Consider the following 20,248-nt stretch of genomic DNA (forward strand, 5'->3'; position numbering starts at 1 on the left):
GTTCGCAGTAGCCGGGCCGTTGACCCGCACGACAGGATGAGTGCATGCGGCGACTGCGGGCGATCTGGGGTTCGTGGCGTCTGGACGACCGCTGGGTGTTCCGCGGCACGGCCGCCGTCGTCCTGCTCGCGTGCGCGATCGAGTCTGGTCGGGTGATCGCGGCCGACGCCGGACCGGGGCCCGGCATCGCGGTCGCTGCGACCGTGCTCGCCGTCGTCATGGCGCCGTGGACACCCTGGGCGGCGCTCTGCCTCGCCACGATCGCGCCGGTGCTCGGAGGACTGTCTGGTTGGTCGCCGATCGTGACCTGGAGCTGCGCCGTGCTGCTGCTGTTCGCGGTGTCCTCGCGGGAAGGGCACCCGGTCCGCGCCGCGGCGATCGTCGCTCCCGGTGTGGTCATCGGCACGCTCCTCGCGCCGGGAGAGGGCGGTGCGGCGCCGACCGCCCTCGGCGCCCTCATCTCCGTCGTCGCCGCGGCGGCCATCGGCTCGGGGCTGCGGGTGCAGCACCAGTACCGGGCGTCGTTGGAACAGCGCGCCGCCGATGCCGTCGCCACGCGGGAACTCGAGGCCGAACGCCGCGTGGCCGAGGAACGCGTCCGGATCGCGCGGGACCTGCACGACGTCATCGGGCACGAGATCGCGGTGGTCAGCATGCAGCTCGGGGTCGCCGAGGTCACCCTGCCCGCCGGGGCCGACGAGGCCCGGCGCGCGCTGGACGCCGCCCGCGATGGCGTGCGGAACGTCCTCACGGAGACGCAGCACGTCCTGACGGTGCTCCGTTCGGCGTCGGGCAGCGATGCCGACCTCGACGACCCGACGGCACCAGCCCCCGGCATCGAGCAGCTCCCCGGACTCATCGCGTCGTACGAACGGATCGGCCTCGACGTCGATGCCCGACTGGACGACATCGGCCCGGTCTCCGCGCCGATCGGTGTGACGGTCTACCGGGTGTTGCAGGAGTCGCTCACCAACGCCCACCGGCACGGCGAGGGCCGGACGACCGTCACCCTCACCCGTGCCGGTGACGACCTGGTCCTCGAGGTCCGCAACCCCCGCCGGCGGACCCCGGCGAGCGACCTCGTCGCAGGCCGGACCGGCGGGCTCGGCCTGGTCGGCATGCGCGAACGCGTCGCCGCCGTGGAGGGGTCCGTCCAGGCCGCGGCGGACGGCGTGCTGTTCGTCGTCCGCGTCCACCTGCCCACCGCGAACGGAGCACGATGACCACACGAGTGATCCTGGTCGACGACCAGGACATGATCCGACTGGGGCTCCGTGCGATCCTCGACCGGCAGGACGGCATCGAGGTCGTCGGCGAGGCCGCAGACGGGCTCGCCGCGGTGCAGACGGCGCTGTCGGTCCCGGCGGACGTCGTCATGATGGACATCCGGATGCCGGGCATCGACGGGGTCGAGGCGACCCGACGGATCCGCGCGGAACGCACCGCCGAGCAGGTGCGCATCGTCATGCTGACGACCTTCGACCAGGACGAACTCGTCTTCGCGGCGCTGCGTGCCGGGGCGAACGGGTTCCTCAGCAAGGCCGCGGGACCCGCAGAACTCGTCGCCGCGATCGAGGAGGTGGCAGCGGGCAGAGGGGCGCTGTCCGCGGCGGCCGCAGCGGCGCTCATCGGACAGGTCGCCCGCACCCCCGCGTCCTCCGTCGACCCGGAGATGACCCGGCGCTTCGAGGCCCTCACCGCTCGCGAGCGCGACGTCGTGGTGATGGTCAGCCGAGGTCGGGGCATCGACGCCATCAGCGCCGAGCTCTTCCTCTCACCACTCACGGTCAAGACCCACGTGAACCGGGCCATGGCGAAGGTCGACGCCCGCGACCGGGCCCAGCTCGTGGCGTTCGCGTTCCAGGCCGGCCTGGTCGACTGAGGTCGACGCCGGCCCAGGCGCCGGCGCTTCCGGGAACCGTCGCAGCGCCATCGCGAGCCCGATCACCGCAGCCACACCGCCGAGGAACACCCCGCTCGCACCCGTGGACGCAGCAGCGTCCTCAGCGCTGCCCGCGAACGAGAGCAGGGCCGACTGGGTCAGCACGAGCAGGATCACCGCGGCGGCGACGTTCACGAGCTTCGTCGCCTCGACGAGTGGTTCCCCGTCCTTGCGTGCGGTCACCGCACCCCAGACCCCGATCCCCAGCTCCGCGAACGTCGCCGCCGCGATGACGATCGCCACCCACTTGTCGTAGTGCACGGGGTGCGCCCGCCCGACGAGCATCGGCACGCTGCACCCGACGAACACGATCGACATCGCGGTCACCGCACCCCCGATCCACCGGTGTCCGGCCTGCCGGAACCGCATCCGGTCGCCGTTCGCCGCGTCGAACGCGAACGACAGTCGGTGCCGACGGACGGCCCAGACCTTCGCGGCCGCGACCCCGAGCGTGAAGACCACGGTCGCGGCGAGGAACAACGAGGGAGCCGCCCAGAACAGGACGACCTTCCACCCCGCCATCACGAGGCTGCTCGGCACCGACAGCACGGCGAGCACGAGCCCGCGCCGCGGCCGGTCCCGCCACACCGTGACGGCGTACTGCACGGCGACCTTCCTGGTCACCGGCATCAGTCGAACGTGACGACGACCTTGTCGGCCGCGCCCGGGGTCGCCGCCACCCGGAGGGCCTCGAGCACGTCGCTCGCCGGGAAGACGTCGCTGACGATCTGCGCGTACGCCTCGGGGTTCGCGATGATGTGCTCGGTGACGTCGAAGATCTCGGTCGGGTACCCCATCGCGGTCACGATCGTCGGCTCGACGGCCAGCAGGTCACCGAAGTCGACCTCCACGGGCCGCTTGTGCACGGCCACGACGCCGATCGTCGCGCGGTGCTTCGCCAGTCGCAACGCCGTCTGCACGGTGGCGGGGACCCCGGCGGCGTCGAGCCAGACGTCGGTGCCGGCCTTGCCACCGTGCCCGACGCCGTCTCGTGCTTCGCCGTGCAGGGCGATCAGGCGCTCGTCGAGCGGTTCCTCCGCCGAGTTCACGACCGCATCGGCCCCGACGAGCAGGGCCTTCTCGAGCCGCGAGGCGATCACGTCGACGACGACCACGTGCCCGACGCCGAGCGCCTTGTAGCTGATCACGGCGCCCAGCCCGATCGGGCCGGCACCGAACACGACGACCGTGTCGCCCGGTTGCGGCGCGGTCCGGTTCACGGCGTGCAGGGCGACCGCCATCGGCTCGTTGAGCGCGGCCACCTGCCAGGGCAGGTCCTTCGGGACCAAGGCGACGCTGGTGCCGAGCACGGCCTGCTCGACGAGCAGGAACTCGGAGAGCCCGCCCGTGGGGCCGCCGTTGCCGATGATCCCGCGTGGGTCGCCCATCGGGTTCACCACCACGTGGTCGCCGACGGCGATGCCCTCGACCGCGTCGCCGACGACGGCCACCTCTCCGGCGACCTCGTGTCCGAGTGGCGTGTGCCCTTCGCGCGGCGGGATGCCGCCGCGCGCGGCGTAGAAGGCGTCGGAGCCGCAGACCCCGCACGCCTTGACGGCGATCAGGATGTCGGCGGGGCCGACCTCGGGGGCGGGCTCGTCGCGGATCTCGACGGATCCGGGACCGGTGACGACGACGGTGCGCATGGTGCTCCTCACGGCACGAGCACGGGCGGCTCGGGACGGAACCATCTGACCAAGACGGCGACCGACGCACGTACTGCGATCGCAGTAGCGCCGGGTCATCGGACGGGAGGCACGTGGCGGGCCCGCCATGTGCCTCCCGTCCGCTCTGGTCGACGGATCGTGGCCGCCGTCAATGGCCCTCGGGGCCACCAGAAGGGGCGCATGCGTTCATTCCCGCTCTCGTTGGTAACAGTTACGACCGAAACAGAACCAAGGCCACGGACCTTCTACCGCTCCTCACTTGCTCTTGTCTGCTCGATGCGCTCGTCCACCACGTCCACCCGCGCCAGCACGTTCGCGAACCCGCGCCGCCCTCGGGTGGCGAACAGCCCGATGACGGCTGCGACGGCGAGAGCGAACGCCAGCAGGCCGGTGAAGGGCAACGCGGCGGCGGTGGCCGTCGCCCACCCGCCGGAGCCCGCGGCCCACCGCACCAGGCGCTGCCAGGCCGTCGGCCGCGGCTCCGGTCGGAGCCGGACGACCGCCTCGCCGAGCGTGCGCCCGGACGCGAGCACCACCACCAGCTGGACCGCCGGTGCGACGAAGGGCAGCGTGGCGAGCAGGACCCGCGCGAGCGTGGAGTTCAGGTCCTGCCCGGCGAGGGCGAACGACAGGCTCGTGATCGACACCAGCGCGCCGGTGGTCAGCACCATGGCGAGCAGGTCGCAGAACATCCCGAACCCGCGGCGCCAGATCGTCACCCGGCGGGGCAGGTCCGACGACGGCTCGCCCCGGTGCCGGACGAGCACCCAGAGCACGGGGGAGACCAGCGTGCCGACGAGTGCTCCGGTGGTGTTCGCGAGCAGGTCGTCGACGTCGAACAGTCGGTACGAGCACGGGTACAGGAACCAGTCGCCCGTCAGCTGCGTGCACTCGATGAGCAGCGAGACCAGGAACCCAGCGACGGTCCCGACGACCACCCCGGCCAGGAACCGTCCGTGCAGGAACACGTGCCGGACGAGCATGCCGAGGGGCACGAACAGGATGACGTTGAAGACCACCTGCGCGGCAGCCGGGTTCGCGAGCAGTGAGCGGGGACCGGAGAGCCCGCCCTCCTTCGCGATGTCCCCGACGAACGCGAACGGCGTCAGCTGCGGGCCCGACGCGGTGCGACAGATCGACGCCACCTCGCTGGTGTCGGGCAGGGGCAGCAGTGTGTACGTGACGAGGGCGAGGCCGTAGACGACCGTGGCGAACGCCAGCACCGCGTTGCCGACGCCGAGGGTGCCCCGGCGTCGGTACTGCAGCGCTGCCCACGGCACCAGTCCGGCGATCGCGATCGCGGACCCGACGAGCAGCGCGATGACGGCTGGTGTGGCGGAGGTCATCCCTCGACCCTAGAGAGCCGTCGGGCACGAGGGCTGTGGCGCACGAGAAGATGGGGTGTGACCACCGCGACCAGCATCCTCGACGCGATCGTCCGGCATGTCGACGACACCGGCTTCGGCGCCCACGGCCTGCACGTCCGCACCGGTAGCGGCACCGCGGACGACGTCGCCGAGCACCGCTGGACGCCCGACGTGCGCGAGGAGATCCACTCCGCGGCGAAGGGCGTCTGCGTCCTCGCCACCGGGATCGCCGCCGACGAGGGCCTGGTGGACGTCGACGAACCGATCGCCGCTTCGCTGCCCGGGTTCGAGTTCGGTGACGGCGTCGACCGGGTCACCCTCCGGCACCTGCTCACGATGACCAGCGGGATCGACATGCCCTGGTCGGCGACGGAGCTGACCGACTGGCCGGACCTGGCGGCCGAGTTCCTGCGACGGCCCTCGCGGGGGCGCGTGTTCCAGTACGCCAACGTCAGCACCTACACCGCCATGCGCGTGCTCGAGACCCGCGTCGGCGACGTCGGCGCGTTCGTGTCCCGACGGCTGTTCGACCCGCTCGGCATCGAGGACGTGGAGTGGCTGCGCTGCCCGAACGGGTACGTCGCCGCCGGCGAGGGCATGGCGCTCCGCACCGAGGAGCTCGCGCGCCTCGGCCGGCTCATCCGCGACGGCGGCGTGGTCGGCGGGCAGCGCATCGTCAGCGCCCGCTGGTGCGAGGCGATGCACTCCGACTGGGTCGAGCGCGAGGGGACCGGACCCGGGTACCACCGCTACGCGATGGCCGGCTGGGGCGGTCCGGGGCAGCTGTGGCGGCTGCACGGGGCGTACGGGCAGATGCTGCTGTTCGACGACCACCCCGACGGCGACACCGTGGTCACGATCACCGCCGACGACCACTTCGGCGCCGACGCGATGACCGCGTTCGTCGCCGAGGAGCTCGCCCGGCAGCGGTAGCCGGCAGCGGTAGCCGGCAGCCGCAGGCGGCAGCGGTCGCTGGCGGCCGTCGCTGGCAGCCGTCGCGTCCTCGCCGTGCGAGGATCGATCAGTGCAGGAACAGACGCCCGTCGCGATCATCATCGCGGCCATGAGCGAAGAGGTCTCCGCCTTCGCCGACCTGTTCGGCGGGGTCCCGATCCTCGACGGCCCCGTCGGAGGCCACGACCCGCACCAGCTGCTCGACATCGGCGGCGCCACCGTGGCCGTCCGCCGCAGCGGCATCGGCTTCACGAACGCGACAGCCGCCGTGGCACACGGCTTCCACGACTTCGGACCCGGCATCCCCGTGATCAGCGTCGGGACCGCCGGTGGCCTCATGCACGGCATCGCGATCGGTGACGTCGTCGTCGGCGACCGCTACGTCAACCTCAACGCGGACGCCACCGCGTTCGGCTACGCCCTCGGCCAGGTGCCCGGCATGCCGACCGGGTACGCCCCGGACGCCCGACTGGTGGAACTGGCGATGGCCGCCGACATCGCCTGGCCGCTGCGCTCGGCGACGATCGGCTCGAGCGAGGTCTTCGTCACCGAGGGGCGCGCCCGGACGCTCCGCGGTGCCTTCCCCGACGTGGCCGCCGTCGACATGGAGTCGGCCGCCATCGCCCAGTTCGCCCACGTGCACGACATGCCGTTCGTGTCGGTCCGCTGCATCAGCGACCTCTGTGCCCCCGACGGTGCCGAGTTCCGCGAGCACCTGGACGGCGCCGCGGCGCGCGCCGCCCGCGTGGTCCACGACCTGGTGCGCGGCCTGCGTCCCTGAGACCCGGCCCACCGGCGGACGGGAGGCGCGGTGCGGGCCCGCTCCGTGCCTCCCGTCCGCCCCGCGCGCACGTCGAGAGCCGCAGTGCTGCCTGCGAAAGCGACAAACCTGCGGCACGGGGCACCGTCCGTTCCGGCATCGCGACAGATCTCCGCGAACAGTTCGCGGCACGCTGTCGCTTTCGCGGATGTGGACCCGGCCCACCGTCGGACGGGAGGCGCGGTGCGGGCCTGCCACGGGCCTCCCGTCCGCCCCGCGCGCACGTCGAGAGCCGCGGTGCGCACGCATGTGCGCCACCTGCGAGCGCATCCCGCGCACGGTGCGATGATGAGCGGCGGCCGTCGCCCGGACGGCCGGAGACGGAAGTGCCGAGCGTGACCGAGACCCGCTCCGAGACCCCGACGGAACCGTCGAAGCCGACGGACCACACCACCCCCACGACCGAGGCCACCGACGACGGTGGCCACGGCCCGCGCAAGGGCGTCGCCGTCCTGGCGCTCGCCGCACTCGGTGTCGTGTTCGGCGACATCGGGACGAGTCCGCTCTACGCCCTGCGCACGGTGTTCACGATCGACGACGGCCTGGTGAAGGCGAACCAGGAAGACGTCTACGGCGTCATCTCGATGATGTTCTGGAGCATCACGATCATCGTCTCGATCAAGTACGTCCTGATCCTGATGCGCGCCGACAACGACGGCGAGGGCGGGGTGATGGCGCTCGCCGCCCTGGCCCGCAGGCTCTACGCGAAGCGTCGCGGTGGTGCGGTGATCTTCCTGGTGATCGGCATCGTCGGCGTCTCGCTCTTCTACGGCGACTCCGTGATCACCCCCGCCGTGTCGGTGCTGTCCGCGGTCGAGGGGCTCGGTACCGCGGCGCCGTCCGTCGAACACCTGATCGTGCCGATCGCCGCGGTCATCCTGGTCGTGCTGTTCGCGGTGCAGCGCTTCGGCACCGGCAAGGTCGGCAACCTGTTCGGCCCGGTGATGCTGCTCTGGTTCGTCGTGATCGCCGCCGCAGGCGTCCCGCACATCCTCGAGCACCCCGGCGTCCTGCAGGGGTTGTCGCCGACGTGGGCGATCTCGTTCACCTTCGCGCACCCGTACATCACGTTCGTGGCGATGGGTGCGGTGGTGCTCGTCATCACCGGTGCGGAGGCGCTCTACGCCGACATGGGGCACTTCGGACGGTCGCCGATCCTGAAGGCCTGGTTCTTCGTGGTGTTCCCGGCGCTCGTCCTCAACTACCTCGGGCAGGCGTCGCTGGTGCTGCGCGACCCGTCGGCGGCGAAGGACCCGTTCTTCCTGCTGTTCCCGGACGCGTTGCGACTGCCCGTGGTGGTGCTGGCGACGCTCGCGACGGTGATCGCGAGCCAGGCCGTCATCTCCGGGGCGTTCTCGCTCACCCGCCAGGCGGTCCAGCTCGGGTTGCTGCCGCCGCTCACGATCCGGCAGACCTCGCGGCGGGAGAGCGGGCAGATCTACCTGCCCGCTGTGAACCTGCTGCTGTTCATCGGCGTGCTCGCGATCATGCTCGCGTTCCGGTCGTCGGCGAACCTGGCCACCGCGTACGGGGTGTCCGTCACCGGAGCCCTGGTCGTCGACACGCTCCTGCTCCTGCTCGTCGTCCGCCCGCTGTGGAAGTGGGCGACCTGGAAGCTCGTGGTCGCGGCGGTGGCGTTCGGCGGGCTCGAGCTGACCTTCCTCGCCGGCAACCTGTCGAAGATCATCCACGGTGGGTGGGTGCCGCTCCTCATCGCGCTGGCGGTGATCACGGTGATGACGACGTGGCGCCGTGGTCGGGCGCTCGTGCAGGAGGAACGCAAGGAGCGCGAAGGGTCGCTCGCCGAGTTCATCGACCGCATCAACCACGAGCACATCCCGCGGGTGCCCGGGGTGGCGGTCTTCCCGCACCCGAACAAGGAGACCACGCCGCTGGCGCTCCGGGCCAACGTCGAGCACAACCACGTGGTGCACCGGACCGTCCTGATCGTCTCGGTGCTCACCGCCAACGTGCCGCACGTCCCGCACGCGAAGGCGTTCTTCCGCGACGACCTCGGCTACGAGGACGACGGCATCGACCACATCACGGTGAAGTTCGGGTTCTCGGACGACCAGGACCTGCCGAAGGCCCTGCACGCCGCCTGCCTGGCCGAGGTCCTGGACATCGACCCGGAGGAAGTGCTCCGGGCGTCCTACTTCATCTCCCGCGGAGCCCTCCGTCCGATGCCCGGCAACCGGGGGATGGTGGCCTGGCGCAAGAAGCTCTTCGTCGGACTCGCCCACAACGCCGCCGACCCCGCCGCACGCTTCGGTCTCCCCGCGCAGCGCACCGTGACGATGGGCAGCGACGTCGAGATCTGACCGCGTCGTGCACCGGCGTTCTGCATCCGCATCCGCATCCGCAGAGCGCAGGCCCCCGTTCGGGGGTGATGGTCTTGTGCACCCGTTCAGGGTTACGCTCATCGGAACCACACCACAGCTGCAGGCAGCATCACCAACTGCCGGACCAGCACCAGGATCAGGAGCGAAGCCACATGAGGCTTGGAGTACTCGAGCGCGCCCAGAAAGACCCACGGGCGTCCACTTCCACCCGATGGTCAGGCCGGAGCAAGGGCGTCGCGATCGTCACCGCAGCCCTCCTCGGCGCCGGCGGCAGCATCCTCGCCGCCGCCCCCGCGACGGCAGCGCCCGTCGCGTCGACCGGGCAGGGGCGCTTCCTCAGCGGCTCCGCGCTCGGATTGAACCTCGACGACATCCTCACCGTGACCCCGGCGGACGCGGTCAACACCGGTGGGGCCACGGACACCGACGTCCACCCGCTCGACGTCACCGCGCTCAACGCGGTCAACGTCAACCTGGGCGGGGGCCTCAACCTGCTCGGGAACAACGGCATCCTCACCCTCGGTGCCGTCAACCAGTACGCCGCCGCCAACGCCGACGGCAGCTCCGTCGCCGCGTCCGGCGCAGTGACGAACACCGGCGGGATCGGCGTCGGCGGCCAGGACGGCGTCCCGCAGTCCAACGCCACGCTCGACCTGTCGGGTCTCATCGGGGCCGACCTGGCGGGCGCACTCGCGAACGCCCAGCTCGAGGTCGGCGCCGTCTCGGCCACCGCTGCGCAGGCAGCCGGCCCGGACGGTGCGCAGACGGGCGACTACGGCATCGCCGGACTCGACCTGTCGCTGACGAGCCCCGCGCTCGGCACCACCGTCTCCGGTCTCCGCACCACCCTCGGCACGCTCCAGCCGACGGTCGACGGCGTCGAGGACACCCTGAACGCGCTCGGCCCGCTCGTCCAGGTCCAGGGCCTGCCCGACCTCGTCACGGTGCTCGACTCGGCCACCGGCGACGTCACCAGCGCCGACGGCTCGATCACGGCCAACCTGCAGACCGGTGCGATCACGGTCGACGTCGCCGCAGTGCTGACGAACGCCGGCCTGGACATCAACAACCTGCCGGCGAACACCGAGCTGCTGCCGTACATCACGGAGGCACTCACGACCCAGCTCCTGCCGGCGGTCACCACCGCGCTGCAGGGCGTCGTGACCCAGCTCACGCAGTCGCTCCGCGGGCTCACCGTCACGGTGGCCGGGCTCCCGCTGCCGATCGGTCAGCTCCTCGACGTCGTGAACCCCGTCATCGCGCAGGTCGTCGCCCCGATCAACCAGGTCGTCGCCGGCCTCGGTGAGACGGTCATCACGCCCCTCGCCAACGCCCTGACGACCGTCGTGTCGTTGCAGGCAAACGTGCAGGAGACCAGTGCAGACGGCGTCTTCACCCAGCGTGCCCTGCGCGTCGCACTGGTGCCGGCCGCCGGCACCGCCGTCGTCAACCTCGCCTCGGCTGCGGTCGGCCCGAACGCCGGTCCGCTCGCGGTCCCGACGATCACGACGCTCGACCCGGACAACGGTCCGGTCGCCGGTGGCACGGTCGTCACCGTCACGGGGACGGGCTTCACGGACGACGCCACGGTGTCGGTCGACGGTTCCGACCCGATCGCGGCGGACTCCGTCTCCGACGACGGCACCGAACTGACCTTCACGACGCCGGCACACGTCGTCGGCACGGTCGACGTCACGGTCACGACGCCCGCCGGGGAATCCGACCCGCTCGACTTCACCTACACCGACGACGCGGCCGTGGTCCCGACGATCACGACGCTCGACCCGGACAACGGGCCGGTCGCCGGTGGCACGGTCGTCACCGTCACGGGCACCGGTTTCACGGACGACGCCACGGTGTCGGTCGACGGGTCCGACCCGATCGCGGCGGATTCCGTCTCGGACGACGGCACCGAGCTGACCTTCACGACGCCGGCGCACGACGCCGGGACGGTCGACGTCACGGTCACCACGCCTGCCGGCACCTCGGACCCGCTCGACTACACGTACAACCCGGCACCCGCAGCGGTGCCCACGCTCACGACGCTCGACCCCGACAACGGGCCGGTCGGCGGCGGCACGCTCGTCACCGTCACGGGCACCGGGTTCACCGACGACGCGACCGTCTCGGTCGACGGGTCCGACCCGATCGACCCGGAGTCGGTCTCCGACGACGGCACCGAGCTGACGTTCACGACCCCGGCGCACGTCGCCGGTCCCGTCGACGTGACGGTCACGACCGACGCCGGGACCTCGGACCCGCTGACGTACACCTACAACCCGGCACCCGCCGGGGCCCCGACGCTGACGGCGCTGGACCCCGACAACGGTCCGGTCACCGGTGGCACGGTCGTCACGGTCTCCGGCACGGGCTTCACCGACGACTCGACGGTCTCGGTGGACGGGTCCGACCCGATCACGCCGGACAGTGTGTCGGACGACGGCACCGAGCTGACGTTCACGACACCGGCGCACACCGCCGGTGCGGTTCCCGTGACCGTCACCAACGGCTCCGGCACCTCGGCGCCGCTGCCGTACACGTACAACCCGGTCCCGGCCGCGGTCCCGACGATCTCCGCGCTGGACCCCGACAACGGTCCGGCCGCGGGTGGCACGGTCGTGACCGTCACGGGCACCGGTTTCACCGACGACTCCACGGTCTCGGTGGACGGCTCCGACCCGATCACGCCGGACAGCGTGTCGGCGGACGGCACGACGCTCACCTTCACGACCCCGGCGCACGCTGCCGGTGACGTCGAGGTCACGGTGACGACCCCGGGTGGCACCTCCGACCCGCTCGTCTACACCTACAACCCCGCGTCGACCACGACGACCCCGCCGCCGGTGATCACCTCGCCGACGGACGGTGGCACCGTCACGACGCCCAACCCGCCGATCACCGGCACCGGTCAGCCCGGCGCGACCGTCACGGTCACCGACGGCACGGTCGTCGTCTGCACCGCGGTCGTCGCGGCGGACGGCTCCTGGAAGTGCACCCCGATCGTCGGCTTCGGCCCGGGAACGGTGACCATCACCGCCACCCAGACCGGCGCAGACGGCACCTCGGCGGCGTCCGACCCGGTGACGTTCACCGTCCGCCTGGCAACCGCCGGCACCGGTGGCGCCGGCGGGACCGGCCCGAACGGGACGCTCGCCTACACGGGCAGCGACCCGGCCCCGGTGATCGCCTTCGCGATCCTGCTGATGCTCGCGGGCGTCGGGCTCACCATCGCCCGCCGATTCCGTCGGGCCTAGTCCGCACCACCAGCAGCGCCCGTCGGGTTCCGTCCCGGCGGGCGCTGCTGCGTGCGTGCGTGCGAGCACGTGTGCGTGCGTGCGTGCGGGCACGGTGCGGGTTTCGTCGGCTGGTGCGGGGGCGGGCCCGCCGCGGTGCGTGGCGGGCACGGTGCGGGTTTCGTCGGCTGGTGCGGGGGCGGCCGCGTGGTGCGTGTCTGCTGCGCCGCACGATGCGTGGAACCGGGCACGGGGTGGCGCGGTCCGCACGGTGCGGACGGGAGGCCCGGTGCGGGGCCGCCACGGGCCTCCCGTCCAAGGGCTGAGCACGGTGCGGGTTTCGTCGGCTGGTGCGGGGGCGGCCGCGTGGTGCGTGTCTGCTGCGCCGCACGGTGCGTGGAACCGGGCACGGGGTGTCGTGGTCCGCACGGTGCGGACGGGAGGCGCGGTGCGGGGCCGTCACGGGCCTCCCGTCCGCGGGTGCGTACGCGGGCTGAGCACGGTGCGGGTTTCGTCGGCTGGTGCGGGGGCGGCCGCGTGGTGCGGGTCTGCTGCGCCGCACGGTGCGTGGAACCGGGCACGGGGTGGCGTGGTCCGCACGGTGCGGACGGGAGGCACGGTGCGGGGCCGCCACAGGCCTCCCGTCCGCGGGTGCGCGCGATCAGAGCCCGAGCTGCTCCCGCAGGTACGGCGCGGTCCGGCTCTCGGCGGACGCCGCGACCTGAGCGGGGGTGCCGGTGGCGACGACGCGGCCGCCGTCCTCGCCGCCGGAGGGCCCCATGTCGATGACGTGGTCCGCACTCGCGACGACGTCCATGGCGTGCTCGACCACGACGACGGTGTTGCCGGCGTCGGTGAGGCGTGCGAGCTGTGCGGTCAGCAGCTCGACGTCGGCGGGGTGCAGGCCCGTCGTCGGCTCGTCGAGCAGGTAGAGCGTGTGCCCGGTGCGCGCGCGTTGCAGTTCGGTCGCGAGCTTGATGCGCTGGGCCTCGCCGCCGGACAGCTCCGGTGCGGGCTGTCCGAGCCGCAGGTAGCCGAGGCCCACCTGGCGCAGGGCCTCGAGCCCGCGGGCAGCGGCCGGCAGCGACGCCAGGAAGGGGGCAGCCTGGTCGACGGTCATGCCCAGGACGTCGGCGATCGACGCACCGTCCCACTGCACCTCGAGCGTCTCGTCGTTGTAGCGCGCACCGTGGCACTCCGGGCAGGGCGCCCAGCTGCCCGGCAGGAACAGGAGCTCGACGGACACCGAGCCCTCGCCCTGGCACACCTCGCACCGGCCGCCGGCCACGTTGAACGAGAAGCGGCTGGCGGTCCAGCCGCGGGCCTTCGCGTCGTCGGTCGCGGCGAACGCGGCACGCACGGCGTCGAAGAGCCCGGTGTAGGTGGCGAGGTTCGAACGCGGGGTTCGGCCGATCGGCTTCTGGTCGACCTGCACGACGCGGTCGACGAGCGGGTGCGACGTCGCGACGCCGGGCAGGACCCCGCCGACGAGCGACGACTTGCCGGAGCCGCTGACGCCCGTGACCGCGGTGAGCACCCCGAGCGGCAGGTCGACGTCCAGGTCCTGCAGGTTGTGCAGGGTGAGGTCGCGCAGTTCGAGGGTCCCGACGGGGGTCCGGACGGTGCGCTCTCCGTCGGCTCGGTCGCGAGGGTGCAGGAACCGTCGGGTGACCGATGCCTCGACGTCGGCGAGGCCGTCGACGGGGCCGCTGTACAGGACGGTGCCCCCGCCGGATCCGGCACCCGGGCCGACGTCGACGATCCAGTCCGCCCGCCGCACGATGCTCATGTCGTGCTCGACGACGAAGACGCTGTTGCCGCCGGCACGCAGGTCGTCGAGGACCTCGACCAGGGACTCGGCGTCGGCCGGGTGCAGGCCGGCGCTCGGCTCGTCGAGCACGTAGACGACACCGAACAGGCCGGAGCGCAGTTGCGTCGCGATGCGCAGGCGCTGCGTCTCGCCGGGGGAGAGCGTCGGGGTGGCCCGGTCGAGCGCGAGGTACCCGAGGCCCAGGCCGACGAGCACCTCGACCCGGGTGAGCAGGTCGCGCGAGATCGCGACCGCGACCTCGGTGTGCTCGCCGGACGAGGCGCGTGAAGTCGCGGCACCGGCGTCCGTGATGGCGGCGATCGGGCGCAGGACGTCGGCCAGCGCCGTGAGCGGCAGGCTGTTCAGATCGGCGATCGAGTGGCCGCCGACTGTCACCGCGAGCGCGGCCCGGGTCAGGCCGGTGCCGCCGCAGAGGCCGCACGGACCCGACTCGACGAACTGCAGCACCTTGGTCCGCTGCGTCTCGCTCTGCGAGTCGGCGAGGGTGTGCATCACGAACTGGCGTGCGCTCCAGAACCGCCCCTTGTAGGGCTTCGCGACGCGGTCGCGCTTCGGGTGGACCTGGACGACGGGCTGCTCCTCGGTGAACAGCAACCAGTCGCGGTCCTGTCGGGAGAGCTCACGCCACGGCACGTCGATGTCGTAGCCGAGCACCGCCGTGACGTCGCGCAGGTTCTTGCCCTGCCACGCCCCGGGCCACGCCGTGATCGCGCCGTCGCGGATGCTCAACGACGGGTCGTGCACGGCCGAGGCCTCGGTGACCTCGTGGGCGATGCCGAGTCCGTGGCACCGCGGGCAGGCCCCGGCCACGGTGTTCGGCGAGAACGAGTCGGATTCGAGCCGGTCGGCCCCGGACGGGTAGGTGCCGGCGCGGGAGAACAGCATGCGCATCGAGTTCGACAGGGTCGTCAGCGTGCCGACGGTCGAACGGCTGCTCGGAGCACCGCGGCGCTGCTGCAGGGCCACGGCGGGCGGCAACCCGGTGATCGAGTCGACGTGCGGCGTCGAGCCCTGCGCGATGAGCCGTCGGGCGTAGGGAGCGACGGACTCGAGGAAGCGGCGCTGTGCCTCGGCGAACACCGTGCCGAACGCGAGCGAGGACTTGCCGGAGCCGGAGACGCCGGTGAAGGCGACGATGCGGTTGCGCGGGATGTCCACGTCGACGTCCTGCAGGTTGTGCTCACGGGCGCCGCGGACGCGGATGAAGTCGTCGGGCCCCGGTTGGTCGTCGGTCACGGTCGAGCGGGGAGCGGGCATCTGCTCGATGGTAGGCGGGTGCTGCTGAACGTGGTGAAGGGCCGTCCCGGTTGCCCGGGGCGGCCCTTCACGTGTGGTGCGGTGGTGCGTGTGGTGCGGGGTGTTACTTGATCTGTGCGGTGATGGTGGCGGTGCCGACGAGGAGGCCGCGCTTGACGGCGTCGGTGCCGAAGGTCTTGTTCAGCAGGCCGGCGGCGTCTTCGGAGACGTGGACGGTGGTGCCGGTCAGGATGGCGTTGTCGCCCTCGAGCTGGAGGGGCTTGAGGGAACCGCCCCAGAGCTCGAACAGGTAGGCGTTGGACGCGGCGACCTTGCCGTTGACCAGGACGTCACCGTAGAGCTTGGAGGAGCCCGGGTTCACGACGAAGTTCTCGAGCGTGACGGTGGTGTCGCCGGCCTTCAGGGTGAGGCCGGAGTCGTCGTGGTTGAGCAGGCCCTGCACGTAGGGCTTGTAGTTGCCGTCCGGCGACCAGTACGTGACCGACCCGGCGGTGATCGGGAACGACACCGACCCGTCAGCGAGGGTCGCATCTCCGGAGACGCCGGGGGTGAGCTTGAGGGCGGTGAGGGCGTCGGTGAAGCCGGAGTCGAGCTTCACGGCGGTGGAGCCACCGAGGACCTCGGGGACCGAGGCGACCGGTGCGGGGATCTTCGACGACGACGACGAGACCGTGTGGATCGCGGGGGTCGAGGCCTGGGCGGAGGAGATGCCGAACGCGGCACCGCCGAGCACGAGGGCGCCGGTCGTGGCGAGGGTGATGGAGGTCTTCAGGCTCTTGCGCATGGTGATCGTTTCCTTTGCTGAGGTGTCGCGCTCGGCGCGGCTGCTGTGTGCGCGCCGAACACACCCTGGTGCAGGGTGGAGAACCAGCAATGTGCGGCTGGTGAGCGCTCCGGGTGGTTCCCGGTCTGTGCAGGTGATTCGGGGGCCTCCGGCAAAAGGTTTGGACCGATCTGTCCTCGTTACCGGTCTGTGACCTTCGTGCCCTGGACGCGACCAGCGGACGGACGGGAGGCCCGGTGCCAGCTGGCACCGGGCCTCCCGTCCGTCTTCGACGTGCGTTCAGAACGCCTTGCCGGGATTCAGGGTCCCCGCCGGGTCCAGGGCGTCCTTGACGGCACGGTGCATCGCGAGGACCCGCTCGCCCAGCTCCTGCCGCAGGCCGGGCAGCTTGAGCAGGCCGACGCCGTGCTCACCCGTGACGGTGCCGCCGAGTGCCAGGCAGTCCGCGACGATCTGGTCGAACGCCTGCTTCGCGCGGGCCTTCGCGGCCTCGTCGCCCTCGGGAGCGATGATCAGCGGGTGCAGGTTGCCGTCGCCGGCGTGCGCGATGTTCGCGATGGTGACGTCGTGCGCGGCCGCCGTCGCCTGGATCCGTCGGAGCATCTCGGGCACCGCGCTGCGGGGCACGCAGATGTCCTCGGTGAGCACCGGGCCGAGCCGCTCGAGTGCCGGGTACGCGAGTCGCCGTGCCCGGAACAGCCGGTCGATGTCGTCGGGGTCCGTGGCACGCTCGACGTCGGTGCCGCCGGCCTGCGCGAAGACGGCCGCGACCTGGTCGGCGAGCTCGTCCCCCGCGGCACCGCGCTCGTCGACCCGGGCCAGCAGCAGGGTGTCGACGTCGGACGGCAGCCCGAGGTGCATCCAGTCGTCGACGGCCCGCAGGCAGGTCCGGTCCACGATCTCGAGTGCGGCGGGGATGATCCCGGCACGCGAGATCGCGGCGACGGCGTCCCCGGCGGCGCTGAGCGAGGGGAAGTACCCGATCACAGTACGTTCGTCGCGTCCGGCCAGGGGGAGCAGCTTGACGGTGACCGACACGACGATGCCGAGCGTGCCCTCCGAGCCCACCATCAGGCCGGCCAGGTCGTACCCGGCGACGCCCTTCGCCGTGCGGCGTCCGAGCTCCACCACGGAACCGTCGGCCAGCACGACGGTCATCCCGAGCACGTAGTCGCGGGTGACGCCGTACTTCACGCAGCAGATCCCGCCGGCGTTCGTCGCGACGTTGCCGCCGATCGTCGAGATGGCCGAGCTCGCCGGGTCCGGCGGGTACCAGAGTCCGTGTTCCGCGACGGCAGCCCGCAGTGCGTCGTTGATCACACCGGGCTGGGCGACGGCGTAGCGCTCGTCGGTGTTCACCTCGAGCACGGCGTCCATCAGCTCGAGGGACAGGACGACCGATCCGGCCATCGCGTTCGCCCCGCCGGACAGCCCGGTCCCGGCGCCGCGCGGCACGACCCGCACGCCGGCGGCTGCCGCCCACCGGACGGTGGCGACGACGTCGTCGGTGCTGCGTGCGAGGACGACGGCGAGCGGTGCCGTGGAGTCGGCCCACTCGGCGTCGTCGTGGCGGTACCGCTCGAGCGACGCCGGGTCGCGGAGGACCTGGTCCGGCGCGAGCAGGTCGTCGAGGTCGGCGGTGTCGACGGCGTGACTGACGGTCATCGGTTCGGGGGTCCTTCCGGGCGCTGCGGTGCGGCGCCGACGACGATACCGCGCTGAGCGGACGACCCGTGTCGCCTGCCAGGGAGGCCGGACGACGGTGAGGCACGCGGCGGATCCGTCGCGGACGGCAAGGAGGCCCCATGTACTTCCACGCACAGACCTGGATCAACGAGATCGCCGACGGCGAGCCCGATCCGGCAGCCGCCAACGCCCTGCAGGAAGGGCTCGGCGGGCAGTTCGGCGAGATGCGCACGATGATGCAGTACCTGTTCCAGGCGATGAACTTCCGCGGCCCGGCGGCGAAGCCGTACCGCGACCTCATCCAGGGCGTCGGTACCGAGGAGATCAGCCACGTCGAGCTCATCGGCACCACGATCTCCCGCCTGCTCGACGGCTCGCCCGAGTACACCGGCAAGCTCACCGACCCGCTGGACAAGCCGGGTGCGAAGGGTGCGACGCCGCTCAACATCGCGCTCGACACGAGCAACATCCACCACTACCTCGTCGGCGCTCAGGGCGCCCTGCCGGTCGACGCGGCCGGCAACCCGTGGAGCGGCAGCTACGTCTACAACTCCGGCAACCTGCCGCTCGACCTGCTCTACAACCTGATGCTCGAGTCCACCGGTCGGCTGCAGAAGTGCCGGATCTACGAGATGACGGACAACCCCACCGCGCGCAGCACCGTCGCGTACTTGATCGTCCGCGACCAGGCGCACGAGAACGCCTACGCGAAGGCGCTCGAGACCCTCGGCGTCGACTGGAAGACCCTGCTGCCGATCCCGAAGACGAACGCCGAGCGGTTCCCGGAGGTCAAGGAGCTCCTCGACCTCGGGCTGCAGAGCAAGCAGTACAGCTTCGACCTCGACGGGGCCTCGGAGGCGGGCAAGATCTTCCGCGGGGCGTCACCGTCGAAGGACGGCACGGACCTGACGGCGACCGAGCAGGCCCCGGCCGGCGTGCCGTCGTTCATCGCGCCGGAGCGACTCGAGGAGTTCGCTCCCGGGCTCGACGCCGACCTGCTGGCGCTCATCCAGCAGACGGCGGAGCTCGAGCTCGACGCCGTCGAGGTGAGCACGTACGGGCCGGTGGCCTGAACCTGCGCGGGCTCGCGGATCAGTCGAGGCAGAACTCGTTGCCCTCGACGTCCCGCATCACGATGCAGGACTCGTTGACCTGATCCGCGAGCATGCGGCGGAACTGCGTCGCGCCGAGCGCGACGAGGCGGGCGCTCTCCGCGTCGAGCGCTGCGAGACGTTCCTCGCCGACCAGGCCGGTGCCGACCCGGACGTCCAGGTGCACGCGGTTCTTCACCGTCTTGCCCTCAGGCACCCGCTGGAAGAACAGCCGCGGGCCGGCGCCGGTCGGGTCGACGCACGCGAAGGCGGAGTCCTGGTGCTCGGGCGGGAGCGAGGCGTTGAACGCCTGCCAGTCGTCGAACCCGGGCGGGGGAGCAGGGACCTCGTAGCCGAGGACCTCGCACCAGAACCGGGCGACCCGCTCCGGCTCGGCGCAGTCGAACGTCACCTGGACCTGTCGCACCGTTGCCATGCGCGCCAGGGTAGGCGCGCGGCGCGGGTCGCGCGCACCCGTTCTGCGACGGACCACGAGTCGTTCGACGCGTGCACCGTCGGAACACTCGTGTTCCGACTCGTGTCAGTGCGGTCCGATGACGAACTGCTCCCGCACGACCGTCACCGTCGCCGCGTCCACGCCGACACTCATGGCCGGAGCGACGATCGTCACGACGCGGCCTGGAGGAGTGCCGCGACCCGGGACCGTTCGCGGATTCCGTCGTGCACCGCGAGGTCGACCAAGAGCAACCCGAGCGGAACCGGCGACGGGGGTCTCTGCTCAGAGACGTGCAACAGGACGTTGGGCTGGTCGGACGGGCGGAGGAGGTAGTCACGCCGGAGTGCATCGGCGTCGCTGGCCGCGACTCGAGCCTCGAGCTGCCCCGCCGCGGCGATCTCCGAGCGGGGATCGCTGAAACCCGACTTCACCAGGCGACCGTCAGCGGCGAGGTCCTCGAGGTCGGCATCGGCCACTCGGAGACGAAGTGCAGGGACCGGGCGGATCCAGGCTCCGAGCATGCGGTCCGGTTCGGCGCTCCGAACGAGTTCGTCCCGGTAGCGGCGAAGACGGACTCGCTCCGGCGCGGAGAGGCCATCGATCGGCTGACCGGAGAGCGAGGCCAGCAGGTGGCTGCGCATCCGTGCGCCGAGCGGTCGACTCGCGGCAGGACGATGTTCCGACGATTGGTCGACGAGCCACTGGCCGCCGACCTGGCGTGCTCGGATCGATCCCCCTTCGATCAGCGCCCGCACGCGTCGCGGTGACAACCCCGCGCGGACCGCGAACTCGGCGACACTCTCCTCATCCATGTACA

General features: G+C 71.9%; 15 protein-coding genes. 7 read left to right on the forward strand and 8 right to left on the reverse strand.

Features of this window, described 5'->3' with window-relative positions; genetic code table 11:
* The first annotated feature begins 44 nt into the window (after positions 1-44).
* Both EDF40_RS02615 and EDF40_RS02620 read left to right on the forward strand, forming a co-directional pair.
* Positions 45-1,223: a sensor histidine kinase gene (locus EDF40_RS02615; RefSeq protein ID WP_123340228.1), complete on the forward strand. Its 1,179-nt coding sequence runs from the start codon at positions 45-47 to the stop codon at positions 1,221-1,223.
* On the forward strand, positions 1,220-1,882 hold the full coding sequence (locus EDF40_RS02620) for a response regulator transcription factor (protein ID WP_123340229.1): 663 nt from the start codon (positions 1,220-1,222) through the stop codon (positions 1,880-1,882). Before EDF40_RS02615 ends, EDF40_RS02620 begins: the two co-directional genes overlap by 4 nt.
* Here EDF40_RS02620 and EDF40_RS02625 read toward each other — a convergent pair.
* From EDF40_RS02625 to EDF40_RS02635, 3 genes are all read right to left on the reverse strand, one after another.
* On the reverse strand, positions 1,775-2,572 hold the full coding sequence (locus tag EDF40_RS02625) for a hypothetical protein (RefSeq protein WP_123340230.1): 798 nt from the start codon (positions 2,570-2,572) through the stop codon (positions 1,775-1,777). The genes EDF40_RS02620 and EDF40_RS02625 overlap by 108 nt on opposite strands.
* The gene (locus tag EDF40_RS02630) at positions 2,572-3,588 is read right to left on the reverse strand and encodes a zinc-binding dehydrogenase (protein WP_123340231.1); all 1,017 of its coding nucleotides are present in this window, start codon (positions 3,586-3,588) and stop codon (positions 2,572-2,574) included. Before EDF40_RS02630 ends, EDF40_RS02625 begins: the two co-directional genes overlap by 1 nt.
* Positions 3,589-3,854: 266 nt before the next feature.
* Positions 3,855-4,955, reverse strand: coding sequence for a VanZ family protein (locus EDF40_RS02635; RefSeq protein ID WP_123340232.1), 1,101 nt, complete (start codon positions 4,953-4,955; stop codon positions 3,855-3,857).
* A 57-nt stretch (positions 4,956-5,012) separates the two neighbouring features.
* Between EDF40_RS02635 and EDF40_RS02640 the strand changes: the two genes are divergently transcribed.
* The 4 genes from EDF40_RS02640 (at position 5,013) to EDF40_RS02655 (ending at position 12,346) form a co-directional block, all read left to right on the forward strand.
* Positions 5,013-5,909, forward strand: a complete 897-nt coding sequence (locus EDF40_RS02640) for a serine hydrolase (protein ID WP_123340233.1) — start codon at positions 5,013-5,015, stop codon at positions 5,907-5,909.
* A gap of 91 nt (positions 5,910-6,000) precedes the next feature.
* Complete coding sequence (gene mtnN, locus EDF40_RS02645) at positions 6,001-6,711, forward strand: 5'-methylthioadenosine/S-adenosylhomocysteine nucleosidase (protein ID WP_123340234.1); 711 nt, start codon at positions 6,001-6,003, stop codon at positions 6,709-6,711.
* 374 nt (positions 6,712-7,085) lie between these two features.
* The gene (locus tag EDF40_RS02650) at positions 7,086-9,071 is read left to right on the forward strand and encodes a potassium transporter Kup (RefSeq protein WP_185002688.1); all 1,986 of its coding nucleotides are present in this window, start codon (positions 7,086-7,088) and stop codon (positions 9,069-9,071) included.
* Positions 9,072-9,244: 173 nt separating this feature from the next.
* Positions 9,245-12,346 carry a choice-of-anchor G family protein gene (locus EDF40_RS02655; protein WP_123340235.1) on the forward strand — a complete coding sequence of 1,034 codons (3,102 nt, stop codon included), beginning with the start codon at positions 9,245-9,247 and terminating at the stop codon, positions 12,344-12,346.
* A gap of 640 nt (positions 12,347-12,986) precedes the next feature.
* Here the strand turns inward: EDF40_RS02655 and EDF40_RS02660 are convergent.
* The 3 genes from EDF40_RS02660 to EDF40_RS02670 form a co-directional block, all read right to left on the reverse strand.
* Positions 12,987-15,413, reverse strand: coding sequence for an excinuclease ABC subunit UvrA (locus EDF40_RS02660; RefSeq protein WP_123340236.1), 2,427 nt, complete (start codon positions 15,411-15,413; stop codon positions 12,987-12,989).
* 103 nt (positions 15,414-15,516) lie between these two features.
* Positions 15,517-16,197 carry a hypothetical protein gene (locus EDF40_RS02665; protein ID WP_123353869.1) on the reverse strand — a complete coding sequence of 227 codons (681 nt, stop codon included), beginning with the start codon at positions 16,195-16,197 and terminating at the stop codon, positions 15,517-15,519.
* A gap of 279 nt (positions 16,198-16,476) precedes the next feature.
* Positions 16,477-17,862, reverse strand: a complete 1,386-nt coding sequence (locus EDF40_RS02670) for an FAD-binding oxidoreductase (protein ID WP_123340561.1) — start codon at positions 17,860-17,862, stop codon at positions 16,477-16,479.
* 140 nt (positions 17,863-18,002) lie between these two features.
* On the opposite strand from EDF40_RS02670, the gene EDF40_RS02675 reads away from it, so the two are divergent.
* The gene (locus tag EDF40_RS02675) at positions 18,003-18,956 is read left to right on the forward strand and encodes a manganese catalase family protein (RefSeq protein ID WP_123294642.1); all 954 of its coding nucleotides are present in this window, start codon (positions 18,003-18,005) and stop codon (positions 18,954-18,956) included.
* Between the two features lie 19 nt (positions 18,957-18,975).
* Here EDF40_RS02675 and EDF40_RS02680 read toward each other — a convergent pair whose 3' ends face one another.
* Both EDF40_RS02680 and EDF40_RS02685 read right to left on the reverse strand, forming a co-directional pair.
* Positions 18,976-19,410 carry a VOC family protein gene (locus EDF40_RS02680; RefSeq protein WP_123340562.1) on the reverse strand — a complete coding sequence of 145 codons (435 nt, stop codon included), beginning with the start codon at positions 19,408-19,410 and terminating at the stop codon, positions 18,976-18,978.
* A 191-nt stretch (positions 19,411-19,601) separates the two neighbouring features.
* A complete protein-coding gene (locus EDF40_RS02685; protein WP_123340563.1) occupies positions 19,602-20,243 on the reverse strand; it encodes a helix-turn-helix domain-containing protein in 642 nt (213 codons plus the stop codon).
* Between the last annotated feature and the right edge of the window lie 5 nt (positions 20,244-20,248).

Origin of the sequence: Curtobacterium sp. PhB170 (assembly GCF_003752345.1) — a bacterium.
Taxonomy (GTDB): Bacteria; Actinomycetota; Actinomycetes; order Actinomycetales; family Microbacteriaceae; genus Curtobacterium.

Bases quoted from the DNA above. Each gene is read 5' to 3' on its own strand.
- EDF40_RS02615 (WP_123340228.1), top strand. From the start codon at position 45: ATGCGGCGACTGCGGGCGATCTGGGGTTCGTGGCGTCTGGACGACCGC.
- EDF40_RS02620 (WP_123340229.1), top strand. From the start codon at position 1,220: ATGACCACACGAGTGATCCTGGTCGACGACCAGGACATGATCCGACTG.
- EDF40_RS02625 (WP_123340230.1), bottom strand. From the start codon at position 2,572: ATGCCGGTGACCAGGAAGGTCGCCGTGCAGTACGCCGTCACGGTGTGG.
- EDF40_RS02630 (WP_123340231.1), bottom strand. From the start codon at position 3,588: ATGCGCACCGTCGTCGTCACCGGTCCCGGATCCGTCGAGATCCGCGAC.
- EDF40_RS02635 (WP_123340232.1), bottom strand. From the start codon at position 4,955: ATGACCTCCGCCACACCAGCCGTCATCGCGCTGCTCGTCGGGTCCGCG.
- EDF40_RS02655 (WP_123340235.1), top strand. From the start codon at position 9,245: ATGAGGCTTGGAGTACTCGAGCGCGCCCAGAAAGACCCACGGGCGTCC.
- EDF40_RS02660 (WP_123340236.1), bottom strand. From the start codon at position 15,413: ATGCCCGCTCCCCGCTCGACCGTGACCGACGACCAACCGGGGCCCGAC.
- EDF40_RS02665 (WP_123353869.1), bottom strand. From the start codon at position 16,197: ATGCGCAAGAGCCTGAAGACCTCCATCACCCTCGCCACGACCGGCGCC.
- EDF40_RS02670 (WP_123340561.1), bottom strand. From the start codon at position 17,862: ATGACCGTCAGTCACGCCGTCGACACCGCCGACCTCGACGACCTGCTC.
- EDF40_RS02675 (WP_123294642.1), top strand. From the start codon at position 18,003: ATGTACTTCCACGCACAGACCTGGATCAACGAGATCGCCGACGGCGAG.
- EDF40_RS02680 (WP_123340562.1), bottom strand. From the start codon at position 19,410: ATGGCAACGGTGCGACAGGTCCAGGTGACGTTCGACTGCGCCGAGCCG.
- EDF40_RS02685 (WP_123340563.1), bottom strand. From the start codon at position 20,243: ATGGATGAGGAGAGTGTCGCCGAGTTCGCGGTCCGCGCGGGGTTGTCA.